Annotated in this window: 15 protein-coding genes; 6 read left to right on the forward strand and 9 right to left on the reverse strand. The window is 50.1% G+C overall.

Features of this window, described 5'->3' with window-relative positions; translation table 11 throughout:
* Positions 1-17 precede the first annotated feature (17 nt).
* Positions 18-2,573 carry a DUF3857 domain-containing protein gene (locus HHL17_RS02710; protein WP_169223254.1) on the forward strand — a complete coding sequence of 852 codons (2,556 nt, stop codon included), beginning with the start codon at positions 18-20 and terminating at the stop codon, positions 2,571-2,573.
* Here HHL17_RS02710 and HHL17_RS02715 read toward each other — a convergent pair whose 3' ends face one another.
* The 4 genes from HHL17_RS02715 to HHL17_RS02730 all read right to left on the reverse strand — a co-directional run bounded on the left by HHL17_RS02715 (position 2,574) and on the right by HHL17_RS02730 (position 6,680).
* Positions 2,574-2,897, reverse strand: coding sequence for a Dabb family protein (locus HHL17_RS02715; RefSeq protein WP_169223255.1), 324 nt, complete (start codon positions 2,895-2,897; stop codon positions 2,574-2,576).
* An 11-nt stretch (positions 2,898-2,908) separates the two neighbouring features.
* The gene (locus tag HHL17_RS02720) at positions 2,909-4,105 is read right to left on the reverse strand and encodes an FtsX-like permease family protein (protein WP_169223256.1); all 1,197 of its coding nucleotides are present in this window, start codon (positions 4,103-4,105) and stop codon (positions 2,909-2,911) included.
* Positions 4,106-4,114: 9 nt separating this feature from the next.
* Positions 4,115-4,765 carry an ATP-binding cassette domain-containing protein gene (locus HHL17_RS02725; protein ID WP_169223257.1) on the reverse strand — a complete coding sequence of 217 codons (651 nt, stop codon included), beginning with the start codon at positions 4,763-4,765 and terminating at the stop codon, positions 4,115-4,117.
* Positions 4,766-4,865: 100 nt separating this feature from the next.
* A complete protein-coding gene (locus HHL17_RS02730) occupies positions 4,866-6,680 on the reverse strand; it encodes a DUF4836 family protein (RefSeq protein ID WP_169223258.1) in 1,815 nt (604 codons plus the stop codon).
* 227 nt (positions 6,681-6,907) lie between these two features.
* Between HHL17_RS02730 and HHL17_RS02735 the strand changes: the two genes are divergently transcribed.
* Positions 6,908-7,186 carry a YciI family protein gene (locus HHL17_RS02735; protein ID WP_169223259.1) on the forward strand — a complete coding sequence of 93 codons (279 nt, stop codon included), beginning with the start codon at positions 6,908-6,910 and terminating at the stop codon, positions 7,184-7,186.
* A 54-nt stretch (positions 7,187-7,240) separates the two neighbouring features.
* Here the strand turns inward: HHL17_RS02735 and HHL17_RS02740 are convergent, their stop codons facing one another.
* Entirely contained in the window at positions 7,241-8,257 is a 1,017-nt protein-coding gene (locus tag HHL17_RS02740) for an SRPBCC family protein (protein ID WP_169223260.1), read from the reverse strand.
* An 87-nt stretch (positions 8,258-8,344) separates the two neighbouring features.
* Complete coding sequence (gene msrB / locus HHL17_RS02745; RefSeq protein WP_169223261.1) at positions 8,345-8,830, reverse strand: peptide-methionine (R)-S-oxide reductase MsrB; 486 nt, start codon at positions 8,828-8,830, stop codon at positions 8,345-8,347.
* Positions 8,831-9,153: 323 nt separating this feature from the next.
* Between msrB and mutL the strand changes: the two genes are divergently transcribed.
* Positions 9,154-11,055, forward strand: a complete 1,902-nt coding sequence (gene mutL / locus HHL17_RS02750) for a DNA mismatch repair endonuclease MutL (RefSeq protein ID WP_169223262.1) — start codon at positions 9,154-9,156, stop codon at positions 11,053-11,055.
* A 60-nt stretch (positions 11,056-11,115) separates the two neighbouring features.
* Here the strand turns inward: mutL and HHL17_RS02755 are convergent, their stop codons facing one another.
* Positions 11,116-12,585, reverse strand: coding sequence for a gluconokinase (locus tag HHL17_RS02755; protein WP_169223263.1), 1,470 nt, complete (start codon positions 12,583-12,585; stop codon positions 11,116-11,118).
* 83 nt (positions 12,586-12,668) lie between these two features.
* Here HHL17_RS02755 and HHL17_RS02760 point away from each other — a divergent pair, with 83 nt between their 5' ends.
* The 3 genes from HHL17_RS02760 (at position 12,669) to HHL17_RS02770 (ending at position 16,710) form a co-directional block, all read left to right on the forward strand.
* Positions 12,669-14,408 carry a GMC family oxidoreductase gene (locus HHL17_RS02760; protein WP_169223264.1) on the forward strand — a complete coding sequence of 580 codons (1,740 nt, stop codon included), beginning with the start codon at positions 12,669-12,671 and terminating at the stop codon, positions 14,406-14,408.
* Between the two features lie 23 nt (positions 14,409-14,431).
* Positions 14,432-15,118: a gluconate 2-dehydrogenase subunit 3 family protein gene (locus HHL17_RS02765; protein ID WP_169223265.1), complete on the forward strand. Its 687-nt coding sequence runs from the start codon at positions 14,432-14,434 to the stop codon at positions 15,116-15,118.
* 140 nt (positions 15,119-15,258) lie between these two features.
* The gene (locus tag HHL17_RS02770; protein ID WP_169223266.1) at positions 15,259-16,710 is read left to right on the forward strand and encodes a Gfo/Idh/MocA family protein; all 1,452 of its coding nucleotides are present in this window, start codon (positions 15,259-15,261) and stop codon (positions 16,708-16,710) included.
* 80 nt (positions 16,711-16,790) lie between these two features.
* Here HHL17_RS02770 and HHL17_RS02775 read toward each other — a convergent pair whose 3' ends face one another.
* Together HHL17_RS02775 and HHL17_RS02780 are read right to left on the reverse strand one after the other, a co-directional pair.
* Positions 16,791-18,539: a RagB/SusD family nutrient uptake outer membrane protein gene (locus HHL17_RS02775; RefSeq protein WP_169223267.1), complete on the reverse strand. Its 1,749-nt coding sequence runs from the start codon at positions 18,537-18,539 to the stop codon at positions 16,791-16,793.
* Between the two features lie 10 nt (positions 18,540-18,549).
* A complete protein-coding gene (locus tag HHL17_RS02780) occupies positions 18,550-21,615 on the reverse strand; it encodes a SusC/RagA family TonB-linked outer membrane protein (protein WP_169223268.1) in 3,066 nt (1,021 codons plus the stop codon).
* Positions 21,616-21,778: the final 163 nt, after the last annotated feature.

Below are 21,778 nucleotides of genomic sequence, written 5' to 3' on the forward strand. Positions count from 1 at the left end.
CGTTTAAACCCCCTGTTATGACCCATACCTTGAAACAAATACTTGTGTTACTGCTGGCACTCCTGCCGGCAGTAACACAAGCCCGGCAAAAACCGGTCAACACCGGCCCTACTCCCTCCTGGCTGGTCCCCTGGCAACCCAATCTGCTGCAAAAACCCAATGCCAAACATATCAGCGACGGATTTTACCTGCTCGTGGCTGAAACCCAATATCAAACAGAATTACAGAGCGGCTATCACCACTATGTCCGGCAGATCGTTTCTGAAGCAGGCATACAAAACGGCTCCCAGATATCGGTGGACTATGACCCGCAATACGAAAAACTGACTTTCCACCGTATCGTCATCAAACGCGACGGCCGCGAAATCAACCGCCTTTCCGGCGCGTCCTTTAAAGTACTACAGCAGGAAGAAGAACTCTCCCGCTTTATCTATAGCGGCACCTACACCGCCTACCTTATTCTGGAAGATGTACGCAAAGGCGATCAGATAGAATACAGCTACTCCCTTACCGGCAACAACCCCATCTTCGACAACAAAATAGATGAAGAATATTACCAGGTAGCTTCAGAACCCGTTGTTAACTTTTACCGTAACATTATTACCCGCCCTGACAGACAGCTGCATTTCAAAGCGTTCAACCAGGCAGCACTGCCTCAGCAACGCAGCTGGAACGGGTTCACCATCTACGAATGGCATAACATCAACCTACAGGATGGTGACAACTTCAGCAATCTGCCTTCCTGGTACAATCCCTTCGCCCGGATACAGATCAGTGAATACAACAGCTGGCAGGAAATAGCACAATGGGCACAACGGATAAATACTGTCTCCCCACCGGGAAACGCTATCAAAAACAAAATCGCCGCCCTGAAACAACAGGCCAGTAACAGCCAGGAAGCCTATCTACAGGCAGCCCTTCGTTTTGTGCAGGACGATATCCGCTACATGGGCATCGAAATGGGTGAATACTCCCACCGGCCTAATACGCCCGACAGAGTACTGATGCAGCGCTTCGGCGATTGCAAAGACAAATCGCTCCTGCTCTGCACCCTGCTCAACGCTAACGGTATCAGCGCCCATATGGCTTATGTGAATACCGATCTGAAAGAAGGCGTCAGTCAACGGCTTCCTTCTCCAACAGCGTTTAACCACGCGATCGTTTGCGCTACGCTCGGAGGAAAAACTTACTGGCTGGATGCCACGCTCTCTTATCAGCGTGGCCCGCTGGCAGACTTTTGTGAACCGGAATATCAGCTGGCACTGGTCATTACAGATACCACTACGCAGCTGACGCCCATCCGCAAAATCAATAGCGGCCAGGTCGTTATCCGGGAGACCATCACCCTGCCGGAAAAAGAAGGACAGGATGGTACCCTCATCGCCAACACCGCCTGGTACCGCGAAGACGCCGACGTACAAAGGGCCACGATGGCCTCAGCCAGCCTTAAGGACAAAGAATCCACCTTCCTCACTTTCTACCGGAAGTTCTATGGGGAGATGGCCCTGAAAGATTCACTCAACCTTCGGGATAACCCCGACAGCAACATCCTGCGTATCCACGAGAGCTACGTGGTCCATCATCTCTGGAAAAAAGACAGTGTAACCAATAAACTGCTGTTCTCCGTCATCGCGCAGTCGCCGTCGGACATACTGCCTTATGTTACCGATGTAAACAGGAAAGTTCCGCTCGCTATCAAATATCCTTATAATCAGGACTATCAGATCATCATCAATACACCGATAGAATGGTCGGTGGAAGAAACGCCGCTGCACGTCAAAAACGATTATTATCAGTTTGACTTCTCCGCTACCCAAACCGGGAAACAGATTGTACTCTCTTATTCCCTGAAAACCTTCGGGGACCATGTGCCGGCAACGTATATGCCGCAGTATGCCCGGGAAATAAAGGAAATCCAAAAGACCACCTCGCTGGACCTGACCTTAAACCCCGCGTTGATACAGCCCACCAATCAGCCCGCCGGTAAAGGCAACTGGCTGGCGATCGTGCTGGCCCTTGGTGCAGCAGCGGTATTTGCCAACCTCGCCACCCGGTATTACCGGCATTCCGTACTGCCGGTACAGCATCCACTGGAGCCACTGCCCATTGGTGGCTGGCTGTCGTTGCTGGCCATCGGGATGGTATTCTCTCCGATGTATGAATTGATATTTCTGTGTAAAGCCGATGTATTTAACTATGAGATATGGGCAACGGTATCCGCACGCCGGGATCTGGGGAATATCTCACTGGTACAGCTCTATCTGATAGGGGAAGTGATCATCAGGGTTTTCCTGTTGTGTTATTCAGTGTTATTGGCTGTCCTGTTCTTCAACAGAAGGGATACCTTTCCTTTTGCACTGGCTACCTATTATTTCGCCAGCACCTTGTATCTGTTTGTCTTTAACCGTATCAACAGCCATTATTTTGGAGAAAGCACGCCGGGAGGCTTATGGGACCAGAACTCCATCATCTGGCCCCTATTACGAATGGCTCTTTGGGTACCTTACCTGTTGGTCTCCCAGCGTGCAAAAGCAACTTTTATTATGCCGCATCCCGCACTGCTGCGGGATTAATCAGATGGTTTCGGAATCGAAGGCCACTACCCGGTCCCAGTATTGATTGCATTGCTCAATGAAGTTGAGATGCACCGGGTGTACCTGGTAGCGGTCATGTGCCTCGATATCTTCAAAAATACATAGCAGGCAATAGTCGTAATTTTTGTCGATCGTAGGCCCATCATCCACCGGGGCCGGTTTACCGACATTAAAAATGGCGATGTCATCTATCGTATGCAAACTGCTTATCCCTGCTTCAAACCGCCGCCTGTCTTCCGCAGACAGTCCGGGTTTCAGGGTAAAGTTTACCACGTGTACGAGCTTTTTATCTAATGCTTTCATGTTGATGGATTTTAGGATTCCTTATTGACATATCGATTGACTGTCAGCAGGTTGACGAAGTACACCAGTCCAAGTACCAGCACCGTTCCGGCGAAAACGCCCGGGCCAGGCCAGACACCTACCACCATATCGTGTTTCGCCAGCACCATAGCCGTCACATACTGCAACCCAGCCAGCAGCAATAAACACACCACACCGATGATAACATACAGCGGCACAAACTGTTTTAGCAGATAACGTTTCAGCTGGCGGGGAGCCGTGCCCAGCATGACCAGCAGTTGTATTTCCCGCTTGCAGGACGCTATGATCAGCTGGATGAACATGCTGAACACCAGCATTGCAAACAGCAATAGTATCAACCCGAAGAAGCCGATCACCGATACGATCGTTTGTACAATCAGGCGTGTTTTGCTGAATTTGAGCTTATCCTGGTTGGTGGTATACCCGTTGTCGTCCAGGAACTTTACCAGTGTTGGGCTGGAAGGGTCGGGTGTTTTAATGATCACCCGTGATGTAGGCGCTTCTCGGGTAGTCCCATATTTCTCATTGGCCCAGGACATAAAAGAAGCCGGTACCAGGAAAGAGGAGATTCTGTCGGAGAAGCCAACCACATGTCCTATATATTGTTCTGAGGTGATGTTGTTGGAGATGACCACCTGGAGTGGCAATGCTTTGACTGTCTCCTGCGAAATCTGTGGCAGGTCCTGGCTGAGGGAGAACCCGAAATTGTACAGGTTCAGGAAGTCACTGGGCAGGATAATGGGAATGGTACGATCGCCCACATTCCATTTCCAGTCTTCGTTCTTCACATCCAGGAAGCTGTCGGGCACTGATTCAAAGAACATGTCCGTCGCAAAATGCAGGTCGCCGGGCGCCTGCACCACCACTTTAAACCGGCTGGAAGTAATTAACCCGAACGCCTGCACGAAAGGCTGCGCTTTGATTTGGTCTATTTCTTCCGGCCTGAAAGCGCTTTTCCCACTTTGGCCCATAATGGCGTTGGTGATTTTTTTATTGATGACCAGGAAGTCGGCTGTTTCATTCTGGTTTTTGGCGCTGTACAGCAGCTGGTTAAAGTTGGAATGTACCTGGATGGCCACCAATATCAGCAGCATAGCGATACCGAGGCCAACGGAGGCCATCAGAAAGCGGCTTTTGCCAATGCCGGTATGTATAATTTTTTTTAGCAGTTCAAAAAACGGGCGCATGGAATAACATTAAAGCTGATAATGAACATCATATGAAAAATGCTGATCATCATCCAGATCAGTTAAAATAAACCCGGCGTTACGGGCCTTACATTCGGCAGCGATGAGGGCGGCGGCGCGGCGGGTGTTTTCCTCATCGAGGTGGCTGAAGGGTTCATCCATCAACAGCCATTGGAATGGTTGCGACAGCGCCCGGATAATGGCAATCCGCTGGCGTTCGCCGTAGGACAACGTTTTACTGCTTTGCTGCAGCACATGTGTCACATTGAGCTGAGCAGCCATTTCCTGAATTTTTTCCGGGGTGCAGTATGGGTTGGGCTGCATGACCCTTTTCAGATCGATGTTTTCAACAGCCGTAAGTTGTTCGAACAGCCGCAGGTCCTGGAAGATGATGCTGATCTGTTGCTGCCGCATGGCAGCCAGCTCGTTTTTATTGTAGGCGGGCCATGGCCGGTTGTTGACCAGCACCGTGCCCGTATAGTCGTAACGGATATGATAGAGGTAGTGCACCAGGGTTGTTTTCCCGGTGCCGGAAGGGGCTTTTATTTTAACAAAGCTGCCGGGGCTGAAGGAGACATCCTGGTTCCATATACCGGAGGAGCGCTGTAGCAGCTTGTCCTTCAGGGGAATGGGCATCAGTTGTTGTATCTGAATTTGCATATGCCGAGCTGATTAACAGTTCCCAATATAAATAAAAAGGGCCGGAGCAAATAAGTTGCTCCGGCCCATATAAAAGATTTTGAAAGATATTATAGCTGTTTTAGTGAGCAACAGCAGCGACGCTGTCTACAGCAACCGGGGTGTCTACCGGTGTAGCGAACAGGCTGTCTTCCAGTGCTTTCTCTTTAGCTTTTTTAGCTTCCATGGCTTTAGCTGCTTCGGTGCCGAAGTTGATCAGCTGTACCAGGCTGTTTTCATCCTTGTTTTTGAAGTTGAGGATGATTTCAGATTTGGAAACGTCGCCGCTGGCAGCTTTGGTAACTACGGTCATGTCTTTCAACAGGCCTTTCAGTTTAACCAGGATGCCTTTTTCTTCATCGCCGTTGGCTTTATCTTCCGGAATAACGCTGATTACTTTTTCCAGGTCTACATAGCCGCCCATCATGCTGCCTTTCACTTTTGCTTCGATGCCTTCAGGCAGTTTCAGGTTGCCTTTACCGGCCAGATAGTCCTGCAGCAGTACGCTGTCAGAGCCTACCGTGATGAATTTCTCTGTGATGGAAACGGCTGGCATACCAGCAGCAGTCATACCCGGATTGGCGTATACATAGCGGTCACCTTCTTTGGTGAACATTTCTTTCAGCATCGGGGAAGTCATCACTTTATTGAATGCTTCCTTGTTACCCACTTTCAGGTTGAAGATCCATTTGGAAGTAGGCTCTTCAGAGAATTCGCCAGGGAAGTATTTGGATTCTTTCTTTTCGATAGCGAAGTCAGAAACAACATACGTGAACTGACCTTCAAAAGCGTTCAGGATATCGTCCATAGACAGGCTGGATTTAGCCAGGAACATGTTCACGAGACCGTCCATACCGGTAGACTTAACGATTTCGCCTATCATGTGGAAGTCAAAAGCGTAGGACATGAAACCGGCGAGATTCTGAGAAGGATACTTCTTCAGCATATCCAGGTCGATTTCCTTGTTACCGTATTTTTTGAAGATGCCGGCAATTTCTTTACCCATATAGTAGGTGCCGTTAGCCACGATTCTGCCTTTCTCAAAGTTGGAAGTACCGGTGTAGTAGGTGCCTTCCATCAGTTTTTTGAAGTTGGCGGGGATCATGGTAAGCATACCGCTGTTGTAGATCGCTTCAGGATTTACGAAAATGCTCATGTCAGCATTTTCTTTCAGCAGTTTGGCAAACGGTTCGATAGCGCCTGCAGTTTCGTTTTGTTTCAGGTGGAAGAGGTGATCTACCTCTGCTACCATGGTTTTAGTGGCAGCGTCGTCTTCAGCGGTCACCAGTGCGGCCGGAGTAGCGGTTGCTGCAGCGGCAGCGGTATCAACCTGAACGTCGCTGTCCGGGCTTGGCAGACCAGGAGTGCCGGCCGGCGCATATTTATTGATACCGTTCGGATCAATGTTGGTCAGGAAAATAACGGTGGATTTGTTCCACGCAACCACGCCTTTACTTTCTTCCTCAATGATGTATTTGAAGTCTTTGCCGGACTTCAGGGAGAAGTTTTTCTCACTTTTTTTCAGGAAGCCTTCGAATTTGTCAGCATCTGAGAGGCTGGCAGTAGCGGTGATATATGACTTGTTGTCGCCTGCCTGGCCCTGGAATACGAAGGACACAAAGAAGTGGCCTTTCAGGTCGATACCGGAGTTTTCGGCATCTTTCCATGCTTTCATTACTTCGCTGGAAGTGTCTTTGGACTGAACCGCAGAGAAGAGTTTGTCCATGGTCAGCCCATTGGTAGCCAGTTTCTGGGTAATTTCTTTGGCGTTCAGGTCGATCACTACGCCGGCTGTTTTGGGGATGTGTTTACTTACTTCCGGTACCTTGGAGCAGGACGACAGCACTACCGCTGCAGTTACAGCGGTTAACAAAACTTTGGAAATTGTTCTTTTCATAAAAGATATAAGAGTTAATAATTGACTATGGTAGGGATACCGACCATCTGTCGGCACATTCCCACAATCGTGGTATTTCGGTGGTGCGAAAGTACGCATATTTTTGTAGCTTATATGTCCTATTTTTGGGGACAACTATGCCGTAATACAATATTTTAGGTTCTATATAGTTTAATACCTTTGTTGCTTACTATGAAACAAACATCTAAAACCATCGAAAAACCTTTATGTTCCTGATTCTTCTGCAATACATCCGTCCGGTAGCGGCGGTGGAGCACTTTATGGAAGCGCATACAGCGTTCCTGCAAAAATATTATGACAATGGCAAGTTCATTCTGTCTGGCAGGCGAAAGCCCAAATCCGGTTCACTGATCCTGTGTCAGGCCTCGAGCCGCAAGGAAGTGGAGCAGATTATGAGTGAAGATCCGCTGGAGAGGAACCAGCTGGCTATGTACGAGATCATAGAATTTGAACCTACCGCTTACGCAACTGCTCCCGCCAGATAGTCTTTTTCATTTTTGCCGGCTTTTTCGTTTATCTCTTTCCGTTGGTGCTGATTCTCACTGCATAAAGTAAATGACTTTAGTCAGCCATTTGCTACTATCCTTTTCTTTGCCCGGATCTGTCACATACATCTCCATCGTGGGCGGGATTACCTTTTTACCCTTTTTCTCTATGAATTGCTGGATGGCCACGTGGGCATTGGCGATTTTATCGTAGGGCCCGTAGTAGTCCACATAGGCGGCTTTGGCGGACGGCAGTTTGATAATTTCGAAGCCAGGCCCCAGCTTACTGCCTTCCGGCACTGGTATGGCCGCAGCCATGTCTGTTTCCCGTTTTCTTTCATCCCAGGTGTAAAAAAGCCCACAAGGCACGCCTGGCTGGAGCTTTGCGGCGGTGGCCGCTTTGTAAATCTGTTCCAGGTTGGAGCGGTAGTAATTAGAGATCCCTTTAAAAGGTACCGTTTTACGGGTAGCTGCATAAGTTGTGGCTGGGAAGTCCATTTCGCGGACAGTGACATTAATACCGTTAGGAGTGCCTGGGCCGTTCTTGTCGGCCTCAGCCATACTTTTGAGGTTGTTGAGCCCTTTAGCGAAATCCTCTTCCAGTGCGCCTTTCATAAAAAGGGCCATCACGTTTTGCGGACGGTCATAATGTGCATCAAAGCCCCATATCACCTTGGTTTTGCCCGCAGCTTCAGAGAGCTGGAAGAACACATCCGACTCTGAGTGGAATGGTGTAATAAAGGTCAGTTTCTGTTGAATGGACTTATAGGGGTCCAGGGAGAGATGCTGGAGTTTGCCCTCTCCTATCTTTTTGCCTTTCCATGTATCTACAGCGCCTACGGTGCCGTCATCTCCGGAGATGGTGTATTCAGCGGTGGAGTCCATCAGTTTCCAGGTATTCCATTGATTGAACTTCTCGAACCGGACAATATCATTCCATACGATAGATGCCGGTGCATTGATTTCCACCGTACGTTCTATGTGCATTTGGGTTGGGGCTGCAAAAATGAGTATAATCAATACAAGCAAGAGAATACCTACAATCCAGGCAAGTGCTTTTAAGACTTTCATAACTCCGGGGAATTGATTACAATAAAAATACGCTTTTTTTATTGTGCCTCCACCGGAGCCGTTGGCATCAGTGATAAACGGTTCGGGTTACTCTTTTTCCTTTCCTTCTTTTTCTGAATATTGCTTGTCGGCTTCTTTAGCCTGTTCAAAATCCAGGATCACGGAGTTGATACAGTAACGAAGTCCTGTTGGCGGTGGTCCGTCATCAAAAACGTGGCCCAGATGTGATTTGCAACGGCCGCATAGTACTTCGGTACGGTGCATGCCATGGCTGTTGTCAGGAGCATAGATAAGGCTGGATTTGGCTACCGGCTCAAAAAAGCTGGGCCAGCCACAGCTACTCTCAAATTTGGCGTCGGATACAAAAAGCGGATGGCCACAGGCAGCGCAGTAATAGGTCCCTTGTTCTTTACTGTTCCAGTATTTGCCGGTAAATGCCCATTCTGTTCCTTTCTCTCTGGCGATATTATAGACTTCCGGCGGTAAGATCTTTTTCCATTCGTCATCCGTTAAGTTAACTTTACTTGTATCCGAATGGGAGTATACCTCTCCCTTCTTTTTTCCTTCTTCCATTGAATTCTTTTTGTCGCTTTTGGCGTGGGTCTGATCAGTTGGTGACTAATATAAGATGCTCAAAATTATCAGATTCTGCAGGTTCATGCATAGCGTTTTGTTCCGTTAACGGGTCATTAACACTATCATTGTATTTTCTCTGTTGGCCTGATGAATATTTTTTCTCTTAATAAATTACGTATGAACCGCCTTCATGGATTGTTATTTCCTGCAAATCAACCCCGTATTTAGCAAATCCCATGCTTAAATGTTTAAAACAGTCTGATAATCACCCGCGAGCAACTGCGTATAAATTATTAACTTTACGCCAAAAGGCTAGTTAAGTGGCGGACATCATCAATTTATTACCAGACAATATAGCGAACCAGATAGCTGCAGGCGAAGTGATACAAAGACCGGCATCAGCGGTGAAAGAATTACTGGAAAATGCAGTGGACGCAGGTGCGACTGAGATTCAGCTGATCATAAAAGACGCAGGCAAGGAACTGGTGCAGGTAATCGATAACGGTGGCGGTATGAGCGAAACAGATGCCCGTATGTGCTTTGAACGCCATGCCACCTCCAAGATACAATCCATAGATGACCTCTTCCAGATCCGGACCATGGGTTTCAGAGGTGAAGCCCTCGCTTCGATCGCAGCCGTATCCCAGGTAGAACTCAAAACCCGGAAAAAAGGCACCGATGTAGGCTCCTATGTTGAAATAGACAACAGCCTAGTCAAAAAGCAGGAACCCTGCCAGACAGCTGATGGTACCAGCATCGCCATGAAGAACCTGTTCTTCAACGTGCCCGCCCGCCGCAACTTCCTCAAAAGTAACGCGGCAGAAATGCGGCATATTGTGGACGAGTTCATTCGCGTGGCCATGGCCTTCCCCCAATTGCAGTTCTCGCTCACCAGCAACAACCAGCAACTTTTCCATCTCGATAAAGGCTCCCTGAAACAGCGGATCATCGCTATCCTCGGACAACATTACAATGCCCGCCTGGTAAACGTGAAGGAAAGTACCGACTACATGAACGTATACGGCTTTGTGGGTAAACCGGAAACGGCCAAAAAAACCAGAGGCGACCAATTCTTTTTTGTCAACAACCGATACATCAAAAGCCCCTACCTGCACCACGCAGTGATGAGCGCTTTCGCAGATATCATCCCGGCCGACAGCTACCCGCTGTACGTCCTGTTTATTGATGTCAACCCGGAACATGTGGACATCAACGTACATCCGACCAAACAGGAAATCAAGTTCGATGATGAAAAAGTGATGTATGCCTTCGTGCAGGCGACGGTAAAACATGCGCTGGCCCAGTTCAACGTGACAGCCACGCTCGATTTCGACCTCGATCCCAGCATACAGGCCCTCGACGCCGTGAGCAAACCATTCACCAAACAACAACAGGAGGAATATACCCATTCCCCCCTCTATAAATCTTTTACACAGGCCAACCAGGCGCACATGATTGACAAAAGCAGCAATAGCAGCAATCTGAAACACTGGAAAGACCTGTATGAAAGTAACCAGAACGCACCTGAAAGCGAGGGATATACCATCAGCTCCTACACCGTGGAGCCGGAAACCCGCCCTGCCGTGACCTACGAAAGCCAGCCCCACGCCACGGCTTCCGTGATCGACGAACGCTGGCAGGACACCGCCACCGATCAGAAAGTGCCGGTACAGGTACATCAGCAGTTCATCCTGTCACAGATAAAATCAGGCTTTATCCTGATCGACCAGCAGGCTGCCCACGAACGTATCCTGTTTGAACGTTATCAGCGCGCCCTCGTAGAAACTCCGATGGCCACCCAGCAAAGCCTCTTCCCCCAGACACTGCAGTTGCCCCCGGCAGACGCAGTACTGATCGCCGAGATGCTGCCCGAACTACAGGCACTGGGCTACGAACTGGAACCTTTCGGTAACCATACTTTCATTGTAAGAGGCACACCTGCCGATATGCAGTCCGGCAACGACCAGGCTACCATAGAAGGCCTCCTCGAACAGTTCAAAAACTTCAGCGAGCTTAAAATAGACCGCCGCGAACAACTGGTACGCTCCATGGCTCGTAACAATGCCATCCCGGCCGGCAAAATCCTGTCCGCCCGTGAAATGCAGAACATGATCGATGAACTTTTCGCCTGCAGCATGCCTAATGTTGCCCCCAGCGGAAAATTCACTTTCATTTCGTTCAAACTCACGGACCTGGCCCGGATGTTCGAAAGAGGCAACTAAGACCTTTCTATCAAGCAGAAGGCCCGTGCATATGGTATGCACGGGCCTTCTGCTTGATGGTTATTGCTCCCCGGCGGCTTTTAGTGTGTCATACAACCGCAGGAACCGTTCAAATTTCTTTTGATACCCCTCATATTTTTCCCTGTCAGGATGAAAAGCTGTTGCAGCAGGACTATCCCCGCTCCCCACGGGCAGCCGCAACACGTTGGCAGCCAAAAGAATAGCCCCCAGCGCAGAAGCATCGTTCTGTTGATGAAGGGTCATTTCCTGCCCGAAAACATCTGCCAGTAACTGTATCCATCCCGGCGTGGCGGTAAAACCACCACTGACGGATATACGTTGAACCGGGCCAGCCGTCTCCGTCAGTGCCTGCCGGATGCTCAGCAGTGTAAAACAGATCCCTTCCAGTATGGCCCTCATAAAATGGGCAGCGGTATGTCCGGGTTGTATGCCCACAAAAGCTGCTGTGGCATGGCTGTTCCAGATAGGAGCCCTCTCGCCGAGCAGATAGGGAAGGCATAACAATGAACCGGTATCTGTTTGCAGCGCCTCTTCCACCAAAGGTTGCAGGGCCGTCAGCGGCATTCGCAGGAAATCGCGTACCAGCCATTGCAGCAGTGCCCCGCCGTTATTGGTAGCGCCGCCGGTGATGTACACGTCGTCTGTCAGCAGATAGGTGAACAGGCGGCCGTGGGCATCTGTCTGTGGCCGCTCAGCAGCCATGCGTACCGCCCCGCTGGTACCGATGGTGATGGTGGCATGTCCCGGGTCAAGCGCGCGGCTTCCCAGCTGGGCCAGGCACCCATCGCTGCCCCCGATAACAAAGGGTGTATCAGCCGGGATGCCCAGTTCCTCCGCCACGGCAGGCAGCAGGGATGGCAGCTGGAAAGTGACCGGTACCGGCTCCGGCAGTTGCGCTGCCGTAATACCGGCGTAGTCTAGCGCCTCCTGGCTCCATTGCAGCGTGGCAATGTCAAACAGCCCGGTAGCGGAGGCAATTGAATGATCGCTTATATATCTCCCGAAAAAATGATGAAGAATATATTCCTTGATACCCGGGAAAATAGCTGCACGGGCAAAAAGAGCTGGTTGCTCTTCCCGCATCCAGCGCAACTTACAGAGGGGCGACATGGCATGGACCGGGGTGCCCGTTTGCCGGTACAGCCTTTTCCCTGCTTCGGTATCTTTCAGGGCCAGTGCCTGTGGCTCGCTGCGGTTGTCGGCCCAGAGGATCAGCGGCGTAAGCGCATTGCCCTCCTTATCAACAGCCATGATGCTGTGCATGGCGCTACTGAAAGAGACGGCTGCCGGCGGGCGCCCTGCCTGTAACACCACCTCCCGGATACCTTTTTTAACAGCATCCAGCAACAGCAGCGGGTCTTGCTCCGCATACCCCGGCTGTGGGTAGCGGGTGGCATATGCCTGCTGATATACTCCCACTACCGCCGAATGCTGAGGCGCAAGCCCAATCGTTTTAGCACTACTGGTACCAATATCTACGCCGATAATGTAAGGTGTCTGCTCACTCATAAAAAAAAGACAGCTTTTTACGCATTTAATTTATAGATTTAAAACCGGTGTTCTTTAAATAAAGTCTAAAAATTTCCACGCAAATGGCTTTTGAAATTAAAAAACAGGCTAAGCTTTATGATGTTTGTATTGTTGGTTCGGGTGCCGGCGGCGGCATGGCAGCCAAAGTATTATCAGAAGCCGGGCTTAAAGTAGCGCTCCTGGAAGCGGGGCCAAAATATGATCCGGCAGACCCGGAGCAGGCGACTCAACTGAAATGGCCCTATGAATCTCCCAGAAGAGGCGCCAGCACTACCCGCGCTTTCGGCGATTTTGATGCCGCCTACGGCGGATGGCAGATTGACGGTGAACCATATACGAAAAAGAACGGGACTGAATTCGACTGGTTCCGCTCCCGCATGCTGGGAGGACGTACCAACCACTGGGGACGTATTTCCCTTCGTTTTGGAGAACGCGATTTCAAACATAAAAGTTATGACGGACTGGGAGACGACTGGCCTATCAGTTACGAGGATGTAGCACCGTATTATGACAGGGTAGATAAATTGATCGGTGTATTCGGCTCCAAAGAAAACCTGCCCAATGAACCGGACGGTTTCTTCCTCCCTCCTCCCAAACCAAGAATGCACGAGCTGATGGTAAAACGCGCCGGTGAAAAAATGGGCCTCCCCGTTATTCCCGCCCGCTTGTCTATCCTTACCCGCTCCGTCAATAAAGACCGCAGCCCATGTTTCTATTGCAGTCAGTGTAACCGTGGCTGTACCGTGTACGGCGATTTCTCCTCTTCTTCCGTGTTGGTAAAACCCGCCATGAAAAGCGGGCATGTAGACCTCTACACCAACGCCATGGTACGGGAAGTACTCACCGATGATAGCGGTAAAGCCACCGGTGTAGCCTATATTGATAAAGCAGACATGCAGGAATACTCCGTTAACGCCCGCGTGGTGGTACTTGCCGCCAGCGCCTGCGAATCGGCCCGGCTGCTTCTCAATTCCAAATCCGCCAAACATCCCAACGGTCTTGCCAACTCCAGCGGCGTAGTCGGCAAATACCTGCACGACTCCACCGGCGCATCCCGCAGCGGCTTCGTTCCTGCCCTGATGGACCGTAAACGTTACAACGAAGATGGCGTAGGCGGCATGCACCTCTATATTCCATGGTGGGCCGACAATAAAAAACTGGACTTCGCCCGCGGTTACCACATCGAAATGGGCGGCGGTATGAATATGCCATCTTACGGATACGGTTTCGGCATGGAGCGCATGAATGGCAAATATCCCGGCCGTGACGGCAAACCCAAAGCTGCCGGCGGTTATGGCGCCTCCCTGAAAGACGACTACCGCCGTTACTTCGGCGCCCATATCGGCTTTGCCGGTAGAGGTGAATGTATCGCGCGGGAAGATAACTACTGCGAAATAGATCCTAATGTGGTAGATAAATACGGCATTCCTGTACTGCGATTCCACTACACCTGGAGCGATCATGAAGTGAAACAGGCAAAACACATGCAGGACACATTCGAACAACTGATTGTTGAGATGGGCGGTGTTCCTTCCGGTACCAAACCCGGAGAAGACACCAAATACGGACTGGAAAATCCCGGCCGTATTATCCACGAAGTGGGCACCACCCGCATGGGCGACAATCCTGCTACTTCCGTGCTGAATAAATTCAACCAGGCACACGAAGTAAAAAACCTGTTCGTGGTAGATGGCGGCGCCTTCGTGTCACAGGCCGATAAAAATCCGACCTGGACCATCCTCGCCCTCTCCTGGCGCACATCAGACTATATCGTGGAGCAGCTGAAAAAACAAAACATTTAATCATCTAGCCAAAAAATAACCAAATGGATAGAAGAGAATCCCTTAAAGCCCTTGCGCTGGGAACTTTATCTGTAGGCACCATCTTATCCGCCACCGGTTGTGAAGACAAAAAAACCACCGGCGAAAAAAAAGCAGGTAACGCCGCCGGCTACGGACGCACGCCGGACGAAGCAGAGCGGGACAAAGCCCTGACAGAAGAAAAATTCTTCACCCCGGAAGAAATGAAGACCATCACCATCCTGGCTGATATCATCATTCCGGCTGACGAACATTCCGGTAGCGCTTCCGATGCCAAAGTGCCAGAATTCATTGAGTTTATCGTAAAAGATATACCTGAGCATAAACTGCCCATGCGTGGCGGCCTGCGCTGGCTGGATGTTCAATGTGCCAAACGGTACAATAAATCCTTTGCCGAATGCAGCCCGGAACAACGTATTGCCATCGTGGACCTGATTGCTTATCCGGAAAAGGCAACACCCGAAAACAGCCAGGGCGTAGCATTCTTCAACCGCATGCGCAACCTGACCGCCACCGGTTTCTTCACCAGTAAAATAGGCATCAAGGACCTCGGCTATGTAGGCAATACCCCTAACGAGTGGGATGGCGTACCGGCAGATGTGTTGAAACAATACGGTTATGCTTACGACGAGAAAACCCTGGCCACCTGCCTCAAAATAGAAGACAGAGGCAAGATCATGACCTGGGATTAAATAAACGTTATGAATGATGAATCCGGAGCATCAATTGACAGGCGGACATAGAAAAACAGGCTTCGCCTTTTATCTTCGCCCCTGCAATCCGCGACTCATCATTATCCGCGATTAATAAGTACCTAAAAAGAATATCACTCATGGTTCCAGAAAAAAAGAGCGGGAACAACCAGGTGTCCCGCAGATCATTCCTGAGAAACGGCGCACTGGCAGCCGCAGGTTTCATGATCGTTCCACGTCATGTACTGGGTAGAGGTTTTACCGCACCAAGCGACCGTCTGCGTGTTGCCGGTATCGGTGTTGGCGGTAAAGGCTACAGCGATCTTACCGGATTTGCCGCAGGCCCTGCCGATATTGCTTACCTCTGCGACGTAGACACTCGTCGTGCAGCCGAAGCCGTTAAAAAATTCCCGAAAGCGAAGTTCTATGCCGACTTCCGGGAGATGTTCGATAAAGAGCACAAAAATTTCGATGCGGTTTCTGTGTCCACGCCGGACCATCAGCACGCTGTAGCCGCCATGGGCGCTATGCAGCTGAAGAAACACGTATATGTGCAGAAGCCACTGACACATGATATCTATGAAGCGCGTATGCTTACGCAAGGCGCTCAGAAACATAAAGTGGTCAGCCAGATGGGTAACCAGGGCGCTTCCGGCGATGGTGTACGTCAACTGATGGAATGGTACAACGCCGGCCTGATCGGAGATGTACACACCGTATACTGCTGGACAGACCGTCCCGTTTGGCCGCAGGGTATTGCATGGCCTACCGGTAAAGCTGAAGTGCCCAAAGAACTGAACTGGGACCTGTGGCTGGGTACCGCGCCTAAAAAAGATTATGTAGACAACCTCGTGCCGTTCAACTGGCGCGGCTGGTGGGACTACGGTACCGGCGCTATCGGCGACATGGGCTGTCATATCATTGAACCACCTTTCCGCGTACTGGGCCTCGGCTACCCCACTTCCGTAGAGTGCAGTGTAGGCAGCGTTTACGTAGGTGAATTCACCCGTGGCTACTTCCCGGAAAGCTGCCCTCCTTCTTCTCATGTGATCATGAAATTCCCTGGTAAAAACGGCAAGGAAATCACACTGCACTGGATGGACGGCGGTATTCAACCGGAGCGCCCTGAAGAGCTGGGCCCCAATGAAGTGATGGGCGACGGCGGCAACGGCGCCATCTTCATCGGTGATAAAGGCAAAATGATGTGCGGTACTTACGGTATGTACCCCAAACTGCTGCCTACTTCCCGCAGCACCGAAGTGAATGTGCCGCAAACCATTGCCCGCGTACCGGAAGGACACTATGTGCAATGGGTAAACGCAGCCATTGCCGGTTACAACAGCAAACAGGCCAAAACACTCAGCTCTCCATTCGAGATCGCTGGCCCGCTGACCGAAACTATCCTGATGGCCAACCTGGCTATCCGCAGCTTCGATATCCGCAAGGCTAAAGCTTCCGGGAAAGGATACGACTACCCCGGACGCTACATCAAACTGCTCTGGGATGGCGCCAATATGAAGATCACCAACTTCGATGAAGCTAACCAGTTTGTGAAACGCACCTACCGCGACGGCTGGTCACTCGGCGTTTAATTACGGAGATATTTGATTTAAATAAAAGAGGGAAGACCTTGATGGTCTTCCCTCGCCTTTTATATAGCCCAAATATCTCCTTATTTATACGGCACCTGTTGTTCCAGGTTGCTATTTTTTCTGATCTCAGCAGCAGGAATAGGCAACAGATAATCCTTGTCTTTAAACGTACGGCTCTGTATACTGATGGGTCGGTACACAAACGGGTGGTTGGCAATCTGTGATCCCAACACTTCAATGCCCTGGGCATTACCGTTGAAATAAGTCATCGCATCAGCTACCCAGCGGCGGGCATCAAAAAAACGATGCTCTTCATAAGCCAGCTCATATCTTCTTTCATACTTCAACACAGCTTTGAGCGCATCACCGGAAGCAGTGGTGGCAGGCATCCCCGCCCTGGTGCGCACAGCGTTCAGCGCAGGCAACGCATCTGCCTCCTCGCCCAGCCAGATGCTGGCCTCTGCATAGTTCAGCAGCACCTCCGCATAACGGATGAAAATCCAGTTCTGGTCACCGCGGAAAAACTGCGCGTCCAGGTTTTTGTCCATGAACTTGCGCAGGTAATAACCGGAGAAAGTACCATTCCAGTTTTCGATAGTGCTGTTGCGGGTATCCAATCCCCATACGCTGTCACGGCCACCATTTTTGGGTTCGTATTTGCCTGTTTGAATAATACCAATGGGATCTACTTCTGCACCATCTTTAGGACGTGGCTTCCATTTGGCGCCGTCATAGAGGATAGTGGCATAGAAACGCGGGTCACGGCCTACATAAGGTGCTTTAGCCTGATCGGCATTTGCCCAGGAAAACGCGGAACCATCCTTCATCTGGTAGCCCGTCACAAAGTTCTCCAGCGGCACATTACCACCCCAGTTGTGATAACCATTAGGTCCATTGTAAAGATCATGTGAAGTGCCCAACAGCGCCTTATCATATTGTTTGATAAAAATCAGCTCTTTGTGGTCCTTATCGAGGAAGATGCGGCTGTAGTTTTCTGCTGCGGAATCTGTTGGGTGGTACAGCTCATAGATGCCCATGTCCATCACCGCTTTAGCCGCATTTTTAGCTGCCCGTAAACGGTCAGTCTGGCTACCGGTGGTATAGCCCATCAACGGACTTTTTACGTTGACATTAAAGTAATCGCTGGCTGCATAGAGCAGTACCCTTGATTTCAGCGCCATGGCTGCGCCTTTGGTAACACGGCCTTTGTCTTTCGGCAACTCATACACCGCCGGCAGCAGTTTGGAGGCACTGTCGCATTCATCGGAGATAAATTTCACACAGGCTTCATAGGTAGCCCGTTTGATGTTCAGGATTTCCTGTTCATCTCCCTTTACATTAAAAGTCCTGGTGATCAGCGGCACACCACCATAGTATTTCACCAGCATGTGATAATACCAGGCACGCATAAAATGCACCTCACCCTTCATGGCGTTGCGTGTAGCATCATCGATGGGCGACTGATCAATTTTTTCGAAGAACATGTTACAGTTACGGATTTCCTTGTAGTGATTGTCCCAACGGGCGAAATCACTGAGCCGGCCGATATCATCAGGCGACACGTTACCCTGTACAACACGGGAGGTGTTATAATCGTGAATAAACCGGGCCTCATCTGTCATGGAGGCCAGCATTACTTCCTGGTATCCTGGACGCATCTGCACATAGAGGTCGTTCACAAACGCCTGTACCAGGCCTTTGTCTTTCCATACATCCGATTCCTCATATTCTGTCAGCGGCTTCTTTTCCAGGAAGTCTTTTTTACACGCAGCAGTGGCAAACAGTAATCCCGCCACTACTATATATTGTATGATGTTTGATTTTTTCATGGCTTGTTGTTTAGAAAGTAACATTTAATCCCACATTATAAATCTTCGACTGCGGATAAAACTGGCCGCTGCCCATGGGCGCTTCCGGATCAAATATTTTTACGTTGTCGATCGTCACCAGGTTTTGACCACTCACATATACCCGCAGTTTTTGCAGGCCTATGCTCCTGATGGCTGACCCGGGAATGGTATATCCAAGCTCCACTGTTTTAAGACGGGCATAGTCTGTTTTCCAGAACCAGAAAGTATTCTGGCGGTTTACCCAGTATTCGCGGTCGCGGTCATTAACCCTTGGCCAGGATGCGTTGATGTTGTCGGTTGTCCAACGGTCCTTGATATACGCTTCGGGGAAGTTGCCGATAAGGCCGGACTCTGTGTGCAGATATTGACTGGCACCGGTGGCGCCCTGCCATAACATGGTGAAGTCGAAGTTTTTGTATTTGGCGCTCAGGGTAAGGCCGAATATCCAGGTTGGATTTTCAGTGCGGTTCACCCGGATACGGTCCAGGTCATCGATGATGCCATTGCCATCAATGTCGGCAAAGATAACGTCACCAGCGCGGGCTCCGCTGATATGGGGAGACTTGTCTACTTCTTCCTGTGTTTTGTAGATGCCGATCGCTTTGTAGTACAGCGGTGCATCGATCATTCTGCCGGTTGATTTCTGCCATTCGGGAACATTCGGCACTTCATCCCAGAACAGGATTTTGTTTTGGGCATGGGTAACGGTACCGACTACTTCATAATGGAATTTGTTGATATCGTTTTTGTGTTTCAGGACAACTTCAAAACCTTTGTTTTCCACTTTGCCGATGTTTTCCTGCGGCAGCGTCATACCGGTATAAGCGGGCATGGACTGGCTACGGCTCACCAGGATGTTGGCGCGGCGGGTATAGAAATAATCCGCTTCTACGGACAGTTTTTCACCCAGCAGCGAAGCTTCGATACCTACGTCGTAGTTATTGGCCATTTCCCAGGTGATGGCTTCGTTGGGAGAACGCATCTGGTAAATCCCTTTGTTCAGGTCTCCGCCGAACATCACGCCGCCATCGCTGAACCCGTATGTACTGAGGTACTGGAAAGACGGGATCTGATCATTCCCCATCTGGCCCCATGAAGCACGGATTTTGAAGTAATCCACGGCACGCACCCCTTTTTTCCAGAAACCTTCATTAGACAGCACCCAGCCCACAGATGCGCCGGGGAAGAAACCAAAGCGGCTGTTGCGCGGGAAGTTCTGCGTACCGTCATAACGGGCGTTGAAGTCGAACAGGTAGGTTTCTTTATAGTTGTAGGAAACACGGCCAAAATAGTTTCTGCGTGCAAATGAGAAGCCCGTGCCACCGTTATTTTTCTCTTTATCGCCGCCGGCAAACAGCTGGTCGAGCTTATCACTGATAAAGTACCTGCGATTGGCCAGCATGGTGTCACCATCGAAAGTAGCCTGTTCAAAGGCGATGAAAGTGTTCAGGTTATGTTTTCCGAAAGAGCGTACATAATTCAGTTTCACGTTCACCGTTGTCATACGGTTGCTATTGAAACTTTCATTCAGTTCCGGCGCGCTTACCCCTCTGGAAGCCGGGTTCAGCTTATGGTCCGGGCTGTTGGGATCAAGCGTGTAAAGCGTCCAGGGTTTTACCCATGTTTTGATGAAAGCAAAATTCTGATCATAGGCGAAGTTTCCATCGACAGACAGTCCCCTTACCCAGGGGATGTTTATGGTAGCGCCGAGGGTACCGTTGACTACATAGTTTTTATCATTGGTGTATCCAATAATATCGGTACTCGTTACCACCGGGTTGTCTCCGTATTCGATGTCCGGTCCGGGGAGACCATTGGGCCAGATAGCATTTTCAGTGGGCCGTCCACGCATCAGGGAACGGAAAATAGAACCGGCAGAGCGGGGCGGAAAGTGCCTGTTTTCCAGTCTTCCTGCCAGGTCAAACCGCAGATGCACATTTTCGTTAACGTTCGCATCGAGGTTGGCCCTGATGTTCTGTTGTTTATAATAGGTAGCGCTGGACTTATAGATACCATCCTGGAAGAGGCTTCCGAGTGATACATAATAAGTCATTTTTTCTGAGCCGCCGCTGAGGGACAGGTCATGCCTGTTTTGCAGGGAGGTATTTTTGATCACCGCATCGTACCAGTTGGTGTTAGGATATAACCATGGATCGGAGCCATCACCAAATTTTTTGATCTGATCTTCCGAAAAGCGGGGCGCGTCGCCGCCATACTGCAGGATTTCATTGACCAGTCTGGCATAAGTGGGCGCATCCGCCATTTTAGGCAGGCGGGTGGGTGACACAAAAGACTGGTTAAAGCCGTAATTGACAGTAGGCTTACCTATTTTTCCGCGTTTGGTGGTAACGAGAATAACGCCGTTGGCTGCACGGGAACCGTAGATAGCGGCAGCGGCGTCTTTCAATACCGACACGCTTTCAATATCTCCGGGGGCCAGGCGGGCAAAGCCTTCACGGGGAATACCGTCAATTACATACAGTGGTGTGCTGACACCAAGTGTACTGCGGCCGCGGATAAAAATACGGGAGTTGTCATTGCCCGGCTCGCCGCTGTTGTTGACCGCGATGATACCCGGAATACGTCCCACCAGTGAGTTGGAGATGTTCACGTTGGGAGACTGTTGCAGTTCGGCTCCTTTTACGGTGGCCACGGCGCCGGTTTTGGTCACTTTTTTCTGGGTGCCATACCCTACCACTACGTATTCGTCCAGTGTTTTCTGGTTTTCCTTCAGGACAACGTTGATGGATGTACGGCCTTCCACTTTTACTTCCTGCGGATCATAGCCTACAAACTGGAACACCAGTACGGCGTCTCTTTTAACGTCTTTCAGTGTGAAGCTTCCTTTTACGTCGGTAACGGCACCGCGCTGGCTGTCTTTCAACAGTACCGTTACCCCCGGCAGGGGATTCCCGTTGACGTCCTTGACTTTACCTTCTACTGTTGGATTGGCCTGCTGCCACACCGCAGGCACTAAAGCCCTGGCAGCGACCGGCCCTGAGGAGGCGGCGGAAAGGCATAGCAATAGCATTGCCTTCGCATAACGTGGATTCATAAATGAGATTTTTGGGTGATAAAAAATGCTACGTTTTACTGTTTTTCAATAACGTATACTTATAACGTGATTTAGATTTTACAACAAGACTTAGTTTTTACAACAAGTGTATTCAATACACCAGGTAAGATATTCAGAAAAAGATTGATTTTTTTCTAAAAAT

This window comes from Chitinophaga fulva, from assembly GCF_012927205.1.
Taxonomy (GTDB): domain Bacteria; phylum Bacteroidota; class Bacteroidia; order Chitinophagales; family Chitinophagaceae; genus Chitinophaga; species Chitinophaga fulva.

Bases quoted from the DNA above. Each gene is read 5' to 3' on its own strand.
- HHL17_RS02710 (WP_169223254.1), top strand. From the start codon at position 18: ATGACCCATACCTTGAAACAAATACTTGTGTTACTGCTGGCACTCCTG.
- HHL17_RS02715 (WP_169223255.1), bottom strand. From the start codon at position 2,897: ATGAAAGCATTAGATAAAAAGCTCGTACACGTGGTAAACTTTACCCTG.
- HHL17_RS02720 (WP_169223256.1), bottom strand. From the start codon at position 4,105: ATGCGCCCGTTTTTTGAACTGCTAAAAAAAATTATACATACCGGCATT.
- HHL17_RS02725 (WP_169223257.1), bottom strand. From the start codon at position 4,765: ATGCAAATTCAGATACAACAACTGATGCCCATTCCCCTGAAGGACAAG.
- HHL17_RS02730 (WP_169223258.1), bottom strand. From the start codon at position 6,680: ATGAAAAGAACAATTTCCAAAGTTTTGTTAACCGCTGTAACTGCAGCG.
- HHL17_RS02735 (WP_169223259.1), top strand. From the start codon at position 6,908: ATGTTCCTGATTCTTCTGCAATACATCCGTCCGGTAGCGGCGGTGGAG.
- HHL17_RS02740 (WP_169223260.1), bottom strand. From the start codon at position 8,257: ATGAAAGTCTTAAAAGCACTTGCCTGGATTGTAGGTATTCTCTTGCTT.
- msrB (WP_169223261.1), bottom strand. From the start codon at position 8,830: ATGGAAGAAGGAAAAAAGAAGGGAGAGGTATACTCCCATTCGGATACA.
- HHL17_RS02755 (WP_169223263.1), bottom strand. From the start codon at position 12,585: ATGAGTGAGCAGACACCTTACATTATCGGCGTAGATATTGGTACCAGT.
- HHL17_RS02760 (WP_169223264.1), top strand. From the start codon at position 12,669: ATGGCTTTTGAAATTAAAAAACAGGCTAAGCTTTATGATGTTTGTATT.
- HHL17_RS02765 (WP_169223265.1), top strand. From the start codon at position 14,432: ATGGATAGAAGAGAATCCCTTAAAGCCCTTGCGCTGGGAACTTTATCT.
- HHL17_RS02770 (WP_169223266.1), top strand. From the start codon at position 15,259: ATGGTTCCAGAAAAAAAGAGCGGGAACAACCAGGTGTCCCGCAGATCA.
- HHL17_RS02775 (WP_169223267.1), bottom strand. From the start codon at position 18,539: ATGAAAAAATCAAACATCATACAATATATAGTAGTGGCGGGATTACTG.
- HHL17_RS02780 (WP_169223268.1), bottom strand. From the start codon at position 21,615: ATGAATCCACGTTATGCGAAGGCAATGCTATTGCTATGCCTTTCCGCC.